We start from the raw sequence: 17252 nt of genomic DNA, 5'->3' as shown, positions 1-17252 counted from the left end.
CTGTGAACACTGTTCAGCCAGGGGCAGACCCGAGGGATGTCGGTAACCGGCGCATCCTGCTGGTGGAGGACGAGGCCACCATCGCGACGATAGTGCATGACTATCTGGTCCTGGCCGGTTTCCAGGTGGATATGGCGGCGGATGGATTCAGTGCCCTGCACCTGGCCCGGATGCATAACCCGGACTTGGTCATTTTGGACCGCATGTTGCCTGGTCTGGACGGGGTGGAGGTTTGCCGGCGGATTCGGCTGACACAGTCCATGCCTATCATTATCCTCACCGCACTTGGTACCGAGGACGACCGCATCCTGGGCCTGGAAATGGGCGCCGATGACTACGTCACCAAGCCTTTTTCGCCCCGGGAACTGGTGCTGCGGGTGAAGTCGGTCCTTCGCCGAAGTATCAAGGAATTCACCCCTGAACCACCTGTGGAGCTGGCCGGCTTTATCCTCAATCCGGCCTCGCATGTCGTCACGTACCGGGGAAGGAACCTCACGCTTACAGCGCGGGAGTTCGATCTTCTTGCGTTCTTTCTGCGCCGCCCGAACCAGGTCTTCAGCCGTGACGTGCTCATCAAGGCCGTCTGGGGCTGGGATTTTGGTGATCTGTCCACCGTTACGGTTCACGTCCGCCGGTTACGGGAAAAAATCGAGGCCAACCCGGCCCGTCCGGTGTTGCTGAAAACGGTATGGGGCGTCGGGTACCGGTTTGACCAGGACACCGACCAGGCGGACCATGACTAGCGCCGATCTGTTCACCATTGTCGCCGTCGTGCTCTCGTGGGCCTTGGGTATCGGTGTTCTGACCGTTGTGCTGCAGCGTCTGCTGCGCAGGACCTCGATTGTGGTGCAAATCCTGCTCGTGGTCCTGGCCACGGTGGCAATCCTGGTCGCGGGGATGGTCAGCGCATTCAACGCCATGTTCATCACCGAATCGGATCTGCAGGTGATGTGGGTCATTCTGGCGGTCGCCTCGGTCGTTGCAGCCGTCGTAGCCGTGCTCTTGGGGGCTGGGCTGGCCCGGCTCACCAACAGCCTGGCCGGGGACGCCGCCCGAATCGGCCGCGGGGAACCCGTCTCGGCGCAACGGAAAATTACCTCGGAGCTGTCCGCGCTGGCGGCCGAACTGGCCGCCACCAGCCGCAAGCTGGAGGAATCGAGGCGACGGGAACAGACAGTGGAAGCTGCGCGCCGGGAATTGGTGGCGTGGGTTTCGCACGACCTGCGCACCCCGTTGGCCAGCCTGCGCGCCATGGCCGAGGCGCTCGAAGATGGGGTTGTCGACGATGTCTCCGGATACCTCCAGCGGATCATCGGCCAGACCGACCGGATGGCCGACCTGGTCAACGACCTGCTTGAGCTCTCCAAAATCCAGGCCGGCACTCTGGTGTTGGAGCACCAGCAGCTTGACCTGTACGACGTCGTCAGCGACGCCATAGCCGACCTCGCACCGGTCGCAGCGAGCCGGGCGATTGCCATCAACGGGGACGCCGTCACCCCCACCATGGCGACGGCCGATGGGGCCTCGCTGTCCCGGGCCATCCGGAATGTCGTCCTCAACGGCATCCTGTACAGCGTCCCGGGCAGCACCGTGTCCATTGCCGTGACCTCCACCGGCGGCGAAGTCTCAATCGAGGTCCGCGATGGCTGCGGCGGGATTCCGGCGGAGGACCTGCCAAGGATGCTCACCCCCGGCTGGCAGAAGGACGCCGGACGCACCAAATCACGCTACAGCGGTGCGGGCGTTGGCCTAAGCGTGGTCCACGGCATCATGCAGGCCCACCGAGGCACCCTGGAAGTAGCCAACACCGAAGGTGGCTGCAGGTTTCTCCTGCGTCTGCCGGCCGGGCAGGAGAACCCCGGAGCGGCGGGTATTTAGACGCGGTCACCGCGCATCGGAGCCGTCGCGAACTCACGCATCCCATCCTCAAACCCACGCCGCGCCGCCCAGCCCAACTCGGCCGCCGCTCGCGCCGAACTCGCGGTGATGTGCCTGACATCCCCCAGCCGGAAGCTCCCCGAAATGACAGGGACCGGGCCGCGGCCAGCAGCGCTCAGCGCAGCTGCCACTTGACCGATCGTGTGGACTTCCGGAGCCCCTACGTTGTATGCCCGCAACGTCCCCGGCGGCAGGGCCCGGCGGTCCTCTGTCAACGCGTCCACGGCGCACAGGTTTGCCGCTGCCACATCGGTGACATGGACGAAGCTGCGGCGCTGGCGGCCATCTTCCAACACCCGCGGCGGCTCCCCACGGGCAAGTGCCGAGCGGAACACGGCGGCCACCCCTGCATAGGGGGTATCCCTGGGCATACGGGGACCGTAGACATTGTGGTAGCGCAGCGCGACGGCAGTCCCCCCGGTAGAACGCGCCCATGCTGACGCCAGATTTTCCTGGGCCAGTTTGGAGGCAGCATAGACGTTCCGCGGATCCAACACGGCGTCCTCGGTGACCAGCGCAGGCAGCAGGAGCTCCCCGGTGGCCGGGTCCCGCGGATCAAAAATTCCTTCTTCCAGGTCCTGTAGCCTGCGCGGGCCCGGCCGCACCACGCGGCCGGTGGGATCGGTGTAGGCGCCCTCCCCGTATACCACCATGGAAGAGGCAAGCACCAGCTTGTCCACGCCGGCTGAGGCCATGGCTGCCAGGAGCACGGCGGTGGCCAGGTCGTTATTGCGGACATAGTCCGGCGCATCCGAGAAACCCGCGCCCAGGCCCACCTTCGCGCTCTGGTGAACCACGACGTCGATCCCCTTCAGCGCCCCGGCGACAACCGATTCATCACCGACATCCCCCACCAGCAGCAGCGCCTCCGGATTCACTGGCGCCGGGTCCGGATGCACGGCCGGATTCAGCGAATCCAGGACCCTTACGTCCCAACCACGATCGAGGGCAGCGTCAACGACGTGGCCCCCGATGAAACCGGCTCCGCCAGTAACCAGGATCCTCACAGCACGCCCGGTGCGGTACTAGGGCTAACCGGGCAGGAGGCACCCATCACGACCGCCACGGCTTCGGCCGGGATAAGGGTCACCGGCGGGAATTCGTCCTCCCCCAAAGTGCCCGCCCCGGCAAATCCCGCCAGCACCGCCGGGACCGCCGCGGCCAATACCGCCAACAGCCGCGGCTGGGCGACCGCCAGGCGCTCAAGCACCACGGCAGCGGTCACTGGTGCGGAACCGTCGTGGCCCGTGTCGGCGTCTGTGATGAATGCCAGCGACGCGAAATGCATGTTCAGCTCCGCGGCCAGCACGGGCTCGGGGTACTGCGTCATGCTGACCAGGTGCGCGCCGGCCAGCACCAATTCCGCCGACTCCGCCCTCGTGGAGAAACGCGGGCCGTTGATCACGGCCACGGTACCGGCAGGGAAAAGTCCTCACCCCGCAGCTCCAGGGCCGCGAGAAGCGCCGCGCGCAGCGGTGCGCTGTAGGGCGCGGCGGCCGGAAGGTGCTGCACCCCGGTGGGCAGCGACCCATCGTAGAAGGTGTCTGCCCGGCCCCAGGTCCTGTCCAGAAACTGGTCAGGTACGGCAAAGGTGCCGGTCCCATGGCTGGGAACCAGGCCGCCCACGGCCGCGCAGGAGATAACCGCCTCCGCCCCGACGCTCTTGAGCGCCCAAAGGTTGGCGCGATGGTTGATCTGTTGCGGGGCAATGCTGTGGTCGGGTCCGTGGCGGCTCAGGAAGGCGACCGTCGGGCCATCGGCTCCGGCGCGGCCGCCTATTGGGCCCAGCTGGGTAAGGGTGACGGGGCTGGAGGGCGCGCCGAACGGTGTCGCGACATCCAACGCGCCGATCGCGGCGGCATCAGGAAGCCGGTACAGCCCGGTCCCGCCAATGATGCCGACTCGGGCCAGAGGTTCCGAAGGGTAGGCCATGACCCCATCATGCCAACCCCGGCAACAACCGCAACGAGGCAATCCTTACAGGTTCCGAACGCCAATCCCCTGGCAGCCTCGCGGATACGTACCCACCAACGGTGACCATCGAACCGCCAGCTGCCCAGGACGAACCAGCGGGCAATACACCAGCGCGTGTGCCTGGAGCCGCATCGTCGGCGAGATCCGTGTGCGCAGATACTCGTGCTCGTTGTTGCGTTGGGACACATGAAGGGCACTACCAGCCCTAGGATGAAGCAGCAGGTGGAATGAGTTCAGGTGGTTTGAAGCAGGCAGCGGGGGCGCGGTTCACCGCATCAACGTTTAGAAAGTCGGAAGGACTACGGGAAGGCGGACAGCTGGCATGGGTGCCCCGTTCCGTTTCCCGCGCGCCGTTGCCGTGACGGCCTCGATGGCTGTTTTGGCGGCCGGGGCCCACGTGTTGGCCGGAGGGACGCTGCCCGGGCCAGGAATAGCAGCCGGCATCTGCGCCGTGATGCTGGCACCGGTGATGCTGCTGACAGCGACGAAGATCAATGCACCGACGATGGTCGTTGCACTCGGGGCAGCCCAGATATTCCTGCACGGGGCCTTCAACGCATTCTCGATATCGGCGTCTGGATTCAGCCCGGCCGCCGGGGAGCATTTCCACGGGCCCATACCCTCCGTGCTCCCGCCACCGTCCCTGATGGCTGGGCACACCGCGGACCCGGAAACGCTGATGGTGGTTCTTCACACGGGCGCGACCCTGATGACGGCCCTGATTTTGGCCCGGGGCGAGGCCGCGCTGTGGGCACTGGCCAGTTGGTTACGCCCCCTGATCCGGCTGCTGACCGGAATCGTCATCCATCCGTTGGGGCCGCTGCCGGCCTGGCCCGGCATTGCCATTGCTCCGCGTTGGCGGACCCTGCGCTTACCCGCGTTGCGCGGGCCGCCACCTCTCATCTTAGTTCGTTGAGGGGGCCTGTTCGCACAGACCCAGCCGAACCCGGGGCCCTCGACAGGTTGCCCGGGCCCTGACAGCGATGTTATTTCCCTTCAGTGCAATGCCACGCTCGGCGGCTGTGCCCTGAAACCCTTTTTTTGCTTGCCTGAAAGGCATCACCATGACTGCACTCCCCCGTACCCTCAAGACCCTGACGGCCGCCACAGCCGCCGCCGGGATCATTGTCCTAGGCGCCACCGCAGCCTCTGCCCACGTCACGGTCAGCCCGGATGACACCGGGGCCAACGGCTACTCGCACCTGAGCTTTAATGTCCCGAATGAATCCCCAACGGCCAAGACCGGAAAGTTGGAGGTCAAGCTCCCTACCGACACACCCTTCACGTCCGTTTCGGTCAAACCCGTGGAGGGATGGAGCGCCCAAGTCATCACCAGTGAGCTTCCCGTACCGGTCAGCATCGCGGGAACCACCGTGACCAAGGCGCCGAGCTCGGTGGTGTGGACCGCGGACACGGCGCACCAGTTGGGACAGAACGAATACCAGGCGTTCTCCCTCTCGGTCGGCAGGCTGCCCGCGGCAGGGACCACCGTCATCCTGCCGGCAACCCAGACCTACACCGACGGAACCATCGTCAACTGGGACGAAAAGGCAACATCAGAGCAGCCCGAACCCAAACACCCGGCACCATCCTTCACGACCACCGCCGAAGACGCGGCCATAACCCCGCCCACGACCACGGCTTCGACAGATGCCATCGCCGCCAGTCAGACCTCGGAAGAGTCCAGCGATGGGACATCAGGCTGGGCCATCATCCTGGGTGCCGCCGGAAGTGTTCTCGGCGCAGCAGCCCTGGGCCTCGTTCTGACCGGACGCCGGACCCGCGCTGACATGTAACCAACCACCCTGCGGTGCGGGGAAACTTAGCAGCCTCCCCGCACCGCACCCGAAAACATACCCACGAAAAGGGGACCGGTAATGAAATCGCCCGCTCGAAATACTAAAAAGACCGCGAGGGGTGTGCTGCTGGCTGTGGCCACGGCAGGGTTGCTGATGCTTCCCTCCATCCCCGCGCAGGCCCATGACACGCTCGAAAGCACCGATCCTGCCGACGGGTCCGCTATGGGAACCGTTCCCGCCCATATCCAGCTCACGTTCGATCACACCCCGCTGGCCATTGGGTCCCTGATACGGGTTGTGGACGCCACCGGCGTTGACCGGGCCGATGGACCCGTGGTGATCGTCGACAATCACGTCACACAGGCCATCAAGACCGGCGCGCCGGAAGGCAAATACATGGTGACCTGGCGGGTTGCGTCCGCCGACGGGCACGCCATCGAAGGCACCTTCAGCTTCACCGCCGGCACCGCACCGTCCCCCGTTGCCGCCGCGGCCGGCACCACTCCAAGGACAAGCACAGCCCCGCCGACGGTGGGGATCGTGGGCGGAGCCGTGGTGCTTTTGCTCATCATCGCGTTCGCCGGGCTGGCTGTCACCGTTAAGCGGCGGCTGAGCCGCCCCGACTCCTGACCGCGGGTCACGCCTCACCCCGAACGGTGGTCCCGGGAGCCGCTCACGTCCAGAGCAACAACATGGGCGCAGGGGCCGCCCCGGTCCGGTTTTGAGAGCCGTTCTAATGCCGCAAGTACGACCAGAGACCGTGTTCTGTACGGTCCAGAGACATGATGGGCCGCGCCCCCGCAGCCGGGACACACTTCGAGGACCGATCACCGGTGGGGGAACCGGGCGCGGTGTCATCAACCCCGCCGGTCCGGACCCGAGTGCGGTGGCGGCGGGGAGCCTCGCGGGCGCCGCGCGGGCCGCCGGCCGTGGCGGCGGTTCCCAACGACTGTGATTTACGGTTCGGGGTTCCGGTGTCGCCTGGGGAGGAACAACGCAATGGCCGCGAGGAGGGTCGCGAGGACCTGGGCGAAGGCGGTGAGGGTTTTTTCGAAGAACCAGACCGGTTCATACATGGCGGGGAAAGGCCCGAACGCGGGGACGTCGATGTATCGGTAGAGGAGCAGGACGGCCAGGCCACCGCCGGCGGTGAGCAGGGCAAGGATCCAGGCTGGCCGGCTTCCGCGGATCAGGACGTAGAGCCCGGCCACCGCAGCGACTACAGCTTCGGCGAGGAAGAGGTTGCCCTCGCCGAAGCCTTCCGGGGCGGCTGATTGGTAGCCCGGGGCGAGTTGTGCGTGCACGGCAGCGTCCACCGCGAGGGCGGCCGCGGCCAGGACCCGAAGGATCAGCCTTGCAGCCGTGATCCGGGCGCTCCGGTTCCCTGCCTTCACCGGCCCTGTGTTACCGGCGCCGTGGGCCGTGCCGGGATGCTGGCTCATTTGACGCTCAATGTTCCGTGCATGTTGGAGTGGTAGGTGCAGTGGTAGGTGTAGGTGCCCGGCTTTGCCGGGGCGGTGAAGGTGGTGCTGGTCCCGGCTTTGACGACGGCGTCGAAGGATCCGTCGTCAGCGGTGACCGTGTGGGCTACGTTGTCCATGTTCATCACCGTGACCTTTGACCCGGCCGGGACACTGTCCGTGCCCGCGTAGGCGAAGGATTTGATGTGGATCGTCGCTTCGGTCGCTGCTGCGGTGGACCCGTTGGTCGTTCCCATCGATGATGGGGTTGGGGACGGGTTCATGGTCATGCCTGGGTCCATGGATGCGCCCGCTGATGTGGCCACCGTCGACGGCGGGGTTGATCCTGTGCCCGTTCCGGTGGTTCCGCAGGCGCTGGCCCCGAGGATGGTCGCGGCACCGATCAGGGCAACGGCGAGACGTTGACGGGTGCTTTTCGTCTTCATGGTGTTTCCCTTTCAGGGAGCTGACGGGGCTTGCGGGACGGGGCCGCGGCTGTCCCGGGTTTAGGCGGGGTGGCTGGAGGTGAGGTGTGCGTAGACGACGGTGTTGTCCAGGTATTCCCTCGTGGCGGGGTTGTAGCCGCCGCAGGTGATGAGCCGGACTTCGGGGCGGTCCGCGTTTTGGTAGACCTCGATCGTGGGGAACGTGGCTTTGCGGTAGACATCGACCTTGTCCACGGTGAACACGGCAGCTGTGTGGTCTGCGCGGGTGATGGTGATGTCCTGGCCTGGGGTGACTTCGTGAAGCCGGTAGAACAGCCCGACATCGCTGTTGGTGGCGTTCACGTGGCCAAGGATTATCGCGGACCCCGTTTGGCCGGGGGTGGGTGAGTCCTGGTACCAGCCCCCGGGAGAACCCGGTTCACCGGACGGGGTCTGGATTTCGCCGTTCGCTTGCTTGCCCAGTGGAATCAGGCCTGCATCGACCCCGATGGAGGGGACTTGGACCCGGACCGGGACGGAGGCCGGCAGGGCGGCGTCGGGGGCGCGGGGCACTGGCGGGGCCGGTGCGGAAGGAATGTTCGCGGCGGCTGGGTCCGGGGAAGGACCGGCCGGGTCGGTGGCGGCAGCGGGTGGCGGCGCGGAGACGGAGACACTGGTTGCCGCGGGTGTGGGTGGTTCGGCGTGCAGGCCCAGGCCGATGGTGGTGATGCCGCCGGCCAGGAGGATGGCGGCCGCCGCGGACGCGACGAGGCGTCCGCGGCGGCTGCTCGTTTCAGATCCCATCAGAGCCCTGAAATTCCGTCTGCCTTCTCAGGCCTTAGGCTGCGATCTTCTTGCGGAGGGCGTAGGCTCCGCCGGCTGCCAGGACGAGGCCGCCACCGGCGGCGAGGAGGCCCAGGTCCGGGCCGGCCGGGGCCGGGGCGGTGATGCCGGTGCCCGGGGCTCCGGCAGGCATTGCGTTCAGCGTCCCGCAGAGGGCCGGCGAGGTAGCGGCCAGCGGCAGGGACGGGACCAGGTCGCTGGGTTCTTTTTGCGCGGCGGCGGGCAGCGTTGCCGGGTCCAGGCCATGGACGACGACGACGGCGGTCCCGGCCTTGAGTGAATCAGCCGTCTTTGCGTCCAGCGTGAAGGTCCGGTTGTAGGTGTAGGAGGCGCCCATCCCGGCGACCTTCAGGTCGGTTCCGGCAGCAGGGCTGGTGTCACCGCTGGTGGACAAGGTGGTGCCGATCCCGCCGTAGAAGGGGGCGCCTTCGGTGGTACTGATGACGCCGTCCTTGCTGGTATCAGCTGACATGTCCGGGCAGGTTCCCTTGGCACCGATATGGATGTGCTGGACGTGCGGGTAGGGGCTGCCGTTGAACATCGCAGCGAGACCGGAAACCTTCTCGGTCACGGTGGCCTGGTCGCCGTTGACGGTGATCATGACGGTTCCAGAGGCATTACTGCCGTTGATAGCTGCGAGGTTTGCCTGGTACATCGTGTTGTCTGCGGCGAGGGCCGGGCTGGTGGAGAGCGCGAGGGCGCCGAGGGCCAGGACCGGGGCAATCAGGAAAGCGGATTTCTTCATGACGTGTTTCCTCCGTTGACAGTGAACGCTCCCCTGATGGGCACGCCCATGACTGTGACATCAATGGTTCGTTGTGTTCCATCTCACGGATTGGTCAAATCAAGATGATCTATTAAAGATCCTCACCGGCCCCGAGTTTTGACCTGCCCATGGAACCGTGGACCCTAAGTTTTCCAACCCGGCAGGAGATGTTATTCGGACCAGCAGGCCAGTACCGTAGTCGCGACCTGGTAGGCGAACGCGGCGCGCGTGACGTGGTTTGGTCCCACTGTTTCCGGGAGGGCTGCCGCGTCCACGGTCAACACGAAGTTGTCCTTCGTGAAAACGGCGGAGGCGGGCGTTTGGAATGCCGGGAATCCGAGGTTGGCCAATCCTTCGATCGGGGCGGCAGCGGGTGTGGTCCGCTGTTGGTCCTGGAACGTGGCGCGGGCGGTATCCGGGTCCGCTGCTTCTTTGACCGAGAGGACGAGGGACCCGGCCGGAAGCGCATAGGTGCAGGTGTAGAGCTTGCCCGCCCAGGACGCCGTGGTACGAGGAGCAGTGGGGAGGGCTAGGATCCGGCTGATGTTACCCCGGGTTTCGTCCGCGCAGACCATCAACGCAGCCGCCGAGGGCCCTCCCGCGTCCGTAGCGGGAATATCGGAGGGTGGCGACGCCGTGGCGGAAGCTGCCGAGGCGGATGCGGCTACCGAAGAACCCTGACCGGGTACGGGGTTTCCCGGACCGGCCCCGCATCTTGCCAGGACCAGCATCGTCAGCCAGGCGAGAGCGGGCAAGAGCACCGGACGTGATCGTGATCGTGTGGGCGGACTGACTCGTCCCATGAAGCACACACCTTTCGGAAGGTAGTTCCGGCCGACACCTTATCGCGCCCTTTATTGCGATTCGTTGCCGCGGGGGCCGTGGACGGGCAGCTCGATCGACGGAACCGCTTCCGCGCGGGGATTCCTGTTGGCACCAGTTCCTGGGTCGGAGTGCCCTCGGTGTCGGGCCGTCTCTGGACATGGGCCGGCGACCACCGGCATTGAACCCAGTTCGACCCGCCCTGCCGCAGGCTGAGGACTCCTGCTGCTGGCATGCATGCCGCCGTCCTTGCCTAGCGCGATCACCACTCCCGGAATCGCCGCAACCGCCGCAACCGCCGCCGGCCAGCACGCCGTCCTGCAGGGAAAACACGGAGGTACCATCCCGAATCCGCTGCCCGGCCACCATCAATGACACACCACACCTCATGGGAGAGAGTCGGATCGGTCGGAACCACTCCAAGGTGGTTGAATCTTTTATCCCCGGTGTTTGCGCGGAGGTTGCCCCGGGTGCTTCCGTCCCGGAGGAGCCCATCTTTTGTTGTCTCCGTGCCGAATTATGGACATGAACTATTACAGCCCTGCGGCCCAGGAACGGGTCAAAGACGCTGCCTACGATGCCTTGGAGAGGGTGCTGTCGGGCATGTTCGAACCGCTGAGCCGACAAGCCCTTGCAGTTCGCTGGAACCAGGCCGTTGAGGCTATGTCCAAACACCTCGAGGCGCAGGACACCGGCTCCGACTAAGCCTCACGGGCACCAGGGCGGCCGGGGGCCGGGAGAAGTGCGGGACCCGGCGGTGCGGGGCGGCTGGCAACGCACCGCATCGCCCGTCCCTGGCCGGCCCATCGGGCCTATCAGGTGACGGCCCCCACTGACTGGAGACGCACCTTCGCCCACGCTGCCGCGTGGGCGAAGGTGCGTCTCTCTTGTGCCGGACACATACGGTGCAGGCCCGGCTTCTTGTTCGGTTGTTTTAGTCGTTGTCGTTATCGCCGCTGGTGTTGATGCTGCCATTGACGCCGGCTGGGAAGAAGCCGCCCGAGCTGACCTGCTCGGAGTCGAGGTAGGCGATGTTCAGTACCTGGGCCGCGGTCCGGCTGAAGGCCAGCCCGTTCGCGTCGGTTGGAACGAGGTTGGCGGTGGCGGCGGTGCCGATGCCCTGGTCGAGGTCCGTTGTTCCGTCCAAGCTGTCGCGGGCGTCGGAGATCTTTTGCACGGTGGTGTAAATGGCGGGTGTCTGCACGCCGAGGGCGTAGAGCGTTGTGCGGATGATCCCTGCATGATAGGCCTCCACAGCCAGTAAACCGGCGGCGGCCTCGAGGTAGGTTTTGTTGCTGATCAAAGGGGCGGCCCCCTTGTAGGCCGTGACGCCCACGTCTTCGAAGATGAACGCCCCGAAGAGGAAGTTCAGTTCATTGGCGTAGACATCGAACGTATCGTGGGCACCGATCAGTCCGGCGGCCCGGGCTGCGGCGGTGAAGCTGTCGTCAAGGCTGATTTTGGGCCGTGAGACTGCCGCGGAGCCCAGGGCGCTGCGCAGGAAGGCGACGTGGGTTTTTTCGTCCCCGGCGATTTCCTGGGCGTACTTTTGGATCAGTGGGGTTTTGAAGGTCACCTGCCGTCCACCGGTGACCGGGCCGCGCTTGCCCGTGCCGGTCGTCATGTTCTCCGGCAGGCCGGTGCCGGTGACCGCACGGAGGTAAAACTCCGCCTCGAGGTATTCCAGGTTCAAGGCGAAGTTCAGGATCGCCGCGTCACTGGGCGCTCCGTCTTCTTCCGCGAGGGCGGGGGAAGCGGCAGCGGAGGCGGCAACAAACGCTGCGCCGGCCGTTATGCTGCCCATGCCCGCGGCCCGGAAAAACCTGCGTCGGTCCACCGCGTTTTCGGCACTGCGGGAAATTGCATCAACTATGAAACGCTGTTCGAACATGGAACATTCTCCTGCCATTCAGATTGAAATGGCGGGGGCAGGACTCGGTCCTTTAGCGCACCCCAGCGCTGCGACGTGCCCTCGTCGCCACAGCCAAAACGGCCGTGATAAGCGCTACAGTACCCTCCCCGCCGATGATGAGGAAGAGAGAAGCAACGGCGCCCGCCACTACCCGGGAACCTGCCCTCACGGGCGGTTCGGCCCATCCGCTGGGGCCGGCCCGCCGGCAGTCACCCGGCACGGTGCAACACGTGGAGGCCGCCACAGGACGTAGGCGCCCCCAGGCACCCCCAGGCCGGCGGGTCAGCGGGGCTTTGGCGCAGCTTGCGATTCTCGACACGGGCTCACATCACCGCATGCAGGGGCGTCGTTGCTGGGCTGGCGCACGCTACTTGCCGGGCATTGGCCCGGGGGTTGGACATGACGGAATGCCGTCAGTGGGGCTGCCTGTGCTGTTGAGGCCGACGGGGGTGGCGTGGAAAGCGACATCGATGAGGATTTCCGCGGCTGCGCGGGCGTGGTGGGCAGGTTCGGCGCTGGCTGCGATGGCTGCTGTGGTGATGGCCCCCTCGGCCAGAATGGCAAGCTGCGGAGCCAGGGCATCGGGTGCCCCGGCCTCGGCTGCCAGCCGGGCCAGGTAGTCCTGGAAGTGCCGTTTTTGTTCTCTGACGATGTCCGTGATGCGCCCGGAGGCACCTCCGACCTCGCCAAAGGAGTTGATGAACGCGCACCCTCGGAATCCCGGTGATGTGAACCAGCCGGCGAGGAAGTCGTAAACCGCCAGGAGCTGTTCGCGCGGCTCCTGTGCTGCCTGGACTTGGGCGGTGATCCCGGCGGTCCAGACGTCCTTCCAATGGTGGAGGACCTCTTCGACGATGGCTTCCTTGGCCGGGAATAAACGGTACAACCGCTTGAGCGGGATACCGGATTCTGTCCGCAGTTCATCCATCCCCACCGCGGTAAAGCCCCGGGCGTAAAACAGTCGGCCGGCGGCCGCGAGTACCAGCTCTCTGGCGGCGGCATCAGCGGGCCTGCTTGGGACGGCCCCATTCTCAACTGACTCGGATGAGGCCACAGTGAGTGTTTCTTTCTTGTCGCTTGCGTGGAAAACGATTGTTCTCTAGTCTAAGCATCACCAGGGAGAACGGGTGTTCTCTCCGGTGATGAATAAGCCGTTTGGCGCCTGTGTCCAGGTTCTGGCCGGTGAACGCCATGGTACGCACGGTGCGGCGTGGGATCTGTTCAGCCTTGGCCGACGGCCTGGGGGCAGCAGCCCGCGCACATCAGGGTGGCCGGATTGCATTACCTGCTGGATCATGGCTGCCCGCTGGGGGCGGTCGTCCCTGACGGCTGAAGGCGCGATGAACAGTTCAAGAGAGTCACAACAGCCCGTGCCCTTCGAGACGACCAAGGATTTCCTGGTGCATCTCCTGGGGCGGACAGGGCAGGGCGATCATGAAGCGTTCAGGGATTTTTATGGCCGAACCTCGGCGCGGGTTTTCGGCTTGGTCCTACGGGTGCTCGTTGATCACGGGCTGAGCGAGGAGGTAACCCAGGAAATCTTCGTCGCGGTGTGGCAAACGTCGTCGAAGTACAACCCGGCGGCGGGAAGTCCGATGGCATGGCTTATGACCATTGCGCATCGCCGGGCTGTCGACAGGGTTCGTTCGCACCACAACAGCCGCATTCGGGACTTGCGGTGGGCGGCCAGCGCCGAGAACGCGCCGTATGACCAGGTGTCGGAGACGGTCATCAACAGAATGGACGCACAAGTCCTCCACCGGAGCCTGGGTTGTTTGTCTCCGCTTCAGCGCGAGGCCATTGTCCTGGCCTATTTTGGGTGCCTGACCTACCGCGAAGTCGCCGAACAGCTCTCCACGCCATTGCCGACGATCAAATCGCGCATCAGAGGCGGCCTGCTGCGGCTCCGAACGGAGCTCGAACCTGCTGCACCGTTTCCCTCCGACACGGTCAGTGGCCTGAACCATTGACCCGTCGAAAAGTCCACGTGGAACGGGACGTGCCACCGGCTTGCTCCACGGCATCGCCCGGGGGTCGGTCGGATGGTTCCCTTTTGGAATCCACCAGCGACTCTGAGTACCGCGGCGCGGAAAGTGGCTATCAACGCCGACACCCAGGAGAGCAGGCGCCAATCCGCTGGAAGAGCGGCGCCGAATCGTTGTTGAGGTCCCCGTCCGGGGGCCACGACACCACCGGCCCTGCGCTTTGACCCTGCGAGGGGCCCCGCTCTGAAAGGTCCATGTGTCATGCGCACTTCCCCCAACCGATTGATTGCCACCATTTTTGGTTCCGTTTACCTGCTCGTCGGTCTTCTCGGATTCGCGGTAACCTCCGGCGTCGGATTCTTCGCGACCGAAGGACCCCTCCTGATTATTTTTGCCGTCAACCCCCTGCACAACGTCATCCACCTCGCCATCGGCGCGGCACTGCTGGCCGCCGGCCTGAAGTCCGTCCCCGCCTCCCGGTCGGTCAACACCACGGTCGGGGCGGTGTACCTCCTGGTCGGGATCGTGGGTTTGTTCCTGCTCAATACGTCCTTGAACATCATCGCCCTGAACGGCGCGGACAACGTCCTGCACCTGGCCAGCGCCGTGCTCCTGCTCGGCGTGGGCCTCTCCCAGGACAAGACCGTCAACCGCCGCACAACCGTCCGCGCCGGCCGGGCATGAACCACGCGGCCGTGGCGGGGGCACCGCTCCGGGCCCGGGGTGAGAGCCCGGTCCGGGGTCTGCTTCTGGCCGAGTCCGTCAGGAACCTTGCAGCGTTCGCCGGCCTGGGGGCCGCTACCCTCAGTTTCGGGACCAGCGCGACATTGCTGAGCACGGCCAGCGAAAGTCCCTGGACAATGGCAGGAACGGTCGCTGCCGGCCTCTGGGGTGCGGCACTCTTGATGTGGGCGGTGCAAAGTCTCCGCAACGGAGCCCCGTCCTGGCCGCGTGTGCTCCTTCGCGTGGCCCCCGTCGGGGTGTTCCTGCACCTGGCCGCCGTCGCGTTGAGGATCTGGTGGCCCGGCGGATCTTCCCGCTCACTCGATGGAACCGCTCTGAGTGCGGCCGTCTTGGAACTGGTCATCCTTGGCTGCGTGGGCTGGCTGGGTCGCCAAACCTTCCGTCCGAGTGATCGTCCTGCCGCCGCGGGGCCCCTCTTGACGGTCACCTTCGCTGCAGCGCTCATCGTGGCGGCGATCACCACCCCCGGCCTCGCCGCAACCGCAGCCGGCCAGCACGCCGTCCCGCATGGAGAACACCGCAGCAGCACCCAGAATGCTCCGGCCGGCCACCACCACTGACCCACACCACAGCTCACGGGAGAGCCGGTACCGACCACGTCAGCCCGGGGCAATGCAATGTCCACCTCCGCTGCTTACAGGCGGTTCGCCGTCTGATGACAGGCCGGAAGCACTTATGGAAGACATTACCTATGACCTGGTCAGCGGCGGCGTTCTGAATCTCGCCGAGCTGTATGCCGCGGACTGCCTGGGCAGCCAGGCCGAGCAGGCAGTGGAGGACTTTCTTCGATCCGGCCCCGAACCGGTAAGACACCAATTTTTCCTTCGCGTCGAACAAACTCGTGAAGCGCTGCTGCTTACCTACGGGTCGCTACACGCTGAGCCCACCGCAGACTTACTGCCCAGGATCCTGGCTCAGCTGGCCGTCCCACCGCCCACGAGCAAACGCAAACGTTTCTGCTGCCCCAGCCCTGCTGACGCTCCCCAACAAGCCCAAGACCGGGACCCGCTCAATGACACGCAATACCAGCACGAGGACAATGAGAGATCTTCCGGCCCGGTGTCGCACCGGCACGAGGACGGCCCGGTGTGGGGATGCGCGGGTTCACGAAAATTCCCTGGCTCTAACCCATCCACGTCCTGGCCCCGGCCGAATAGTCATTGAGGCACCAGTCAACGGTAGGTGTCGATAAACCACGGGCAAGCACGGCCCATCATCGTTCCGGCTCAGTACCATGCCACCACAAGGAGAACCTCAAATGCAGACAATCAAGCGCACCACCTTAACGATCGCAGGCGTTGCAGCGGCCGCTCTGCTCAGCCTCACCGCGTGTGGCGGTTCGGGCAGCACCTCCGGGTCATCGGCATCTTCGGCGCCGATGTCCTCCGCCCCCAGCTCCAGCATGGCCTCACCGTCGTCCAGCGCGATGGCCAGCTCCTCGGCCGGCAGCATGGACTCGGCAGCAAACCTGGTCGGCCCGGGCTGCGCCGCCTACGCCCAGCAGGTTCCCACGGGCGCAGGCTCCGTAGCCGGCATGGCCCTGGATCCGGTGGCCGTCGCCGCATCCAACAACCCCATCCTCACCACGCTGACCGCATCGGTGTCCGGCAAGCTCAACCCCAAGGTCAACCTGGTGGACACCCTCAACGGCGGCGAATTCACTGTCTTCGCACCGGTGGATGACGCCTTCAAGAAGATTGACGCCGCCACCATCGACACCCTCAAGACGGACGATGCCCTGCTGAGCAAGATCCTGACCTACCACGTTGTTCCCGGCCAGATCACCCCTGACAAGATCGCCGGCACCCACGCCACCGTCGAGGGCGGCTCCGTCACCGTCACCGGCAGCGGCAACAACCTCAAGGTGGACAACGCCAACGTCATCTGCGGCGGCGTCAAGACCAAGAACGCCACGGTCTACCTGATCGACTCAGTACTCATGCCCAAGTAACAGAGGTTTGCGCACGGTCTATACCTGGAAGTCATAGCCGGCCCCGACGCGTCGGCGCAGAAAGTTATGACGGAGGCCGTGAGGGCCTGAGCCGGTACTGCACCGGCTCAGGCCCTCAGGCGTTTTAGAGAAGCTCTCGCCACGAGGATCTGGGCCGGGCTGTCCTCGTCGAGATCCGCAAAGTACAAAGGTGATCTGCCGCGTGGATCCATCGTGTTTTAGAGCGGATGACGTGCCTAGACTATGCGGCGCGGATCCCCGCCGGGACTCTTACAGCCAACCTCGTCGCCTCGCTCCTCACATATGTAGCCCATTCCATGATCGCGGCCTGGTACCTCGTTCCGGCCCCAAACGAAGGCCGGTTGCCGTAGCTCTGACCGCCCTTCTCGTGTCCGCCACGGTGGCGGGGGTCAGCGGCCACCTGATAGAAACAGCCAGGAACGGGTCATGGTTCATCCTCGCCATCTACGTGCCGGTCCTGTGGGTCACCGCCGTCATGACTTTTTTGGCCGCTGCTCACGCGAGGCAACGAGCGTCGTCTCACCGCTGCTGAGGGACAAGACACCATGTCCCAGGTCCCTTGAGCCTGGCTCCGGACATCCGTCGGCTCAGAACCCACGCGCCAACGATGAG

The 17252-nt window shown here is 65.4% G+C and carries 20 protein-coding genes; 10 read left to right on the top strand and 10 right to left on the bottom strand.

Annotation, left to right across the window (positions count from 1 at the left end):
* The first annotated feature begins 2 nt into the window (after positions 1-2).
* Both ACX5I6_RS20090 and ACX5I6_RS20085 read left to right on the top strand, forming a co-directional pair.
* Positions 3-743, top strand: a complete 741-nt coding sequence (locus tag ACX5I6_RS20090) for a response regulator transcription factor (RefSeq protein WP_461841793.1) — start codon at positions 3-5, stop codon at positions 741-743.
* Entirely contained in the window at positions 736-1878 is a 1143-nt protein-coding gene (locus tag ACX5I6_RS20085) for a sensor histidine kinase (RefSeq protein ID WP_461841792.1), read from the top strand. Before ACX5I6_RS20090 ends, ACX5I6_RS20085 begins: the two co-directional genes overlap by 8 nt.
* Here the strand turns inward: ACX5I6_RS20085 and ACX5I6_RS20080 are convergent.
* From ACX5I6_RS20080 to ACX5I6_RS20070, 3 genes are read right to left on the bottom strand one after another with little or no spacing between them, the layout of a single operon-like run.
* Positions 1875-2945 carry an NAD-dependent epimerase/dehydratase family protein gene (locus ACX5I6_RS20080; RefSeq protein ID WP_461841791.1) on the bottom strand — a complete coding sequence of 357 codons (1071 nt, stop codon included), beginning with the start codon at positions 2943-2945 and terminating at the stop codon, positions 1875-1877. The genes ACX5I6_RS20085 and ACX5I6_RS20080 overlap by 4 nt on opposite strands.
* Positions 2942-3343 carry a phosphorylase family protein gene (locus ACX5I6_RS20075; protein ID WP_461841790.1) on the bottom strand — a complete coding sequence of 134 codons (402 nt, stop codon included), beginning with the start codon at positions 3341-3343 and terminating at the stop codon, positions 2942-2944. The genes ACX5I6_RS20080 and ACX5I6_RS20075 overlap by 4 nt, the downstream gene beginning before the upstream one ends.
* Positions 3340-3870, bottom strand: coding sequence for an MTAP family purine nucleoside phosphorylase (locus ACX5I6_RS20070; RefSeq protein ID WP_461841789.1), 531 nt, complete (start codon positions 3868-3870; stop codon positions 3340-3342). Before ACX5I6_RS20070 ends, ACX5I6_RS20075 begins: the two co-directional genes overlap by 4 nt.
* A gap of 364 nt (positions 3871-4234) precedes the next feature.
* On the opposite strand from ACX5I6_RS20070, the gene ACX5I6_RS20065 reads away from it, so the two are divergent.
* The 3 genes from ACX5I6_RS20065 to ACX5I6_RS20055 all read left to right on the top strand — a co-directional run bounded on the left by ACX5I6_RS20065 (position 4235) and on the right by ACX5I6_RS20055 (position 6341).
* On the top strand, positions 4235-4828 hold the full coding sequence (locus ACX5I6_RS20065; RefSeq protein ID WP_461841788.1) for a hypothetical protein: 594 nt from the start codon (positions 4235-4237) through the stop codon (positions 4826-4828).
* Between the two features lie 148 nt (positions 4829-4976).
* On the top strand, positions 4977-5708 hold the full coding sequence (locus tag ACX5I6_RS20060; RefSeq protein ID WP_461841787.1) for a YcnI family copper-binding membrane protein: 732 nt from the start codon (positions 4977-4979) through the stop codon (positions 5706-5708).
* Between the two features lie 81 nt (positions 5709-5789).
* Positions 5790-6341, top strand: coding sequence for a copper resistance CopC family protein (locus ACX5I6_RS20055; RefSeq protein WP_461841786.1), 552 nt, complete (start codon positions 5790-5792; stop codon positions 6339-6341).
* Between the two features lie 326 nt (positions 6342-6667).
* Here the strand turns inward: ACX5I6_RS20055 and ACX5I6_RS20050 are convergent, their stop codons facing one another.
* The 5 genes from ACX5I6_RS20050 to ACX5I6_RS20030 form a co-directional block, all read right to left on the bottom strand.
* Positions 6668-7153 carry a hypothetical protein gene (locus ACX5I6_RS20050; protein ID WP_461841785.1) on the bottom strand — a complete coding sequence of 162 codons (486 nt, stop codon included), beginning with the start codon at positions 7151-7153 and terminating at the stop codon, positions 6668-6670.
* Positions 7150-7617 carry a cupredoxin domain-containing protein gene (locus tag ACX5I6_RS20045; protein ID WP_461841784.1) on the bottom strand — a complete coding sequence of 156 codons (468 nt, stop codon included), beginning with the start codon at positions 7615-7617 and terminating at the stop codon, positions 7150-7152. The genes ACX5I6_RS20050 and ACX5I6_RS20045 overlap by 4 nt, the downstream gene beginning before the upstream one ends.
* Positions 7618-7677: 60 nt before the next feature.
* Positions 7678-8400: a class F sortase gene (locus tag ACX5I6_RS20040; protein WP_461841783.1), complete on the bottom strand. Its 723-nt coding sequence runs from the start codon at positions 8398-8400 to the stop codon at positions 7678-7680.
* 34 nt (positions 8401-8434) lie between these two features.
* Positions 8435-9184 (bottom strand): hypothetical protein, encoded by a 750-nt coding sequence (locus ACX5I6_RS20035; protein WP_461841782.1) that lies wholly within the window; start codon positions 9182-9184, stop codon positions 8435-8437.
* Between the two features lie 191 nt (positions 9185-9375).
* Positions 9376-9966 carry a hypothetical protein gene (locus tag ACX5I6_RS20030; protein WP_461841781.1) on the bottom strand — a complete coding sequence of 197 codons (591 nt, stop codon included), beginning with the start codon at positions 9964-9966 and terminating at the stop codon, positions 9376-9378.
* A 586-nt stretch (positions 9967-10552) separates the two neighbouring features.
* Between ACX5I6_RS20030 and ACX5I6_RS20025 the strand changes: the two genes are divergently transcribed.
* A complete protein-coding gene (locus ACX5I6_RS20025) occupies positions 10553-10732 on the top strand; it encodes a hypothetical protein (RefSeq protein ID WP_461841780.1) in 180 nt (59 codons plus the stop codon).
* 229 nt (positions 10733-10961) lie between these two features.
* On the opposite strand, the gene ACX5I6_RS20020 is transcribed toward ACX5I6_RS20025, so the two are convergent.
* Together ACX5I6_RS20020 and ACX5I6_RS20015 are read right to left on the bottom strand one after the other, a co-directional pair.
* Positions 10962-11831, bottom strand: coding sequence for a ferritin-like domain-containing protein (locus ACX5I6_RS20020; RefSeq protein ID WP_461841779.1), 870 nt, complete (start codon positions 11829-11831; stop codon positions 10962-10964).
* Between the two features lie 475 nt (positions 11832-12306).
* Positions 12307-12993 carry a TetR/AcrR family transcriptional regulator gene (locus ACX5I6_RS20015; RefSeq protein WP_461841778.1) on the bottom strand — a complete coding sequence of 229 codons (687 nt, stop codon included), beginning with the start codon at positions 12991-12993 and terminating at the stop codon, positions 12307-12309.
* 73 nt (positions 12994-13066) lie between these two features.
* Between ACX5I6_RS20015 and sigK the strand changes: the two genes are divergently transcribed.
* The 4 genes from sigK to ACX5I6_RS19995 all read left to right on the top strand — a co-directional run bounded on the left by sigK (position 13067) and on the right by ACX5I6_RS19995 (position 16619).
* A complete protein-coding gene (sigK, locus tag ACX5I6_RS20010; RefSeq protein ID WP_461841777.1) occupies positions 13067-13909 on the top strand; it encodes an ECF RNA polymerase sigma factor SigK in 843 nt (280 codons plus the stop codon).
* A 276-nt stretch (positions 13910-14185) separates the two neighbouring features.
* Positions 14186-14608, top strand: coding sequence for a DUF4383 domain-containing protein (locus ACX5I6_RS20005; protein ID WP_461841776.1), 423 nt, complete (start codon positions 14186-14188; stop codon positions 14606-14608).
* Positions 14605-15228 (top strand): hypothetical protein, encoded by a 624-nt coding sequence (locus ACX5I6_RS20000; RefSeq protein ID WP_461841775.1) that lies wholly within the window; start codon positions 14605-14607, stop codon positions 15226-15228. The genes ACX5I6_RS20005 and ACX5I6_RS20000 overlap by 4 nt, the downstream gene beginning before the upstream one ends.
* A 698-nt stretch (positions 15229-15926) precedes the next feature.
* Positions 15927-16619, top strand: a complete 693-nt coding sequence (locus ACX5I6_RS19995) for a fasciclin domain-containing protein (protein WP_461841774.1) — start codon at positions 15927-15929, stop codon at positions 16617-16619.
* Positions 16620-17252 lie beyond the last annotated feature (633 nt).

It is taken from the genome of Arthrobacter sp. MMS24-T111, assembly GCF_054888995.1.
This window is presented reverse-complemented; position numbering and strand designations above follow the sequence as displayed.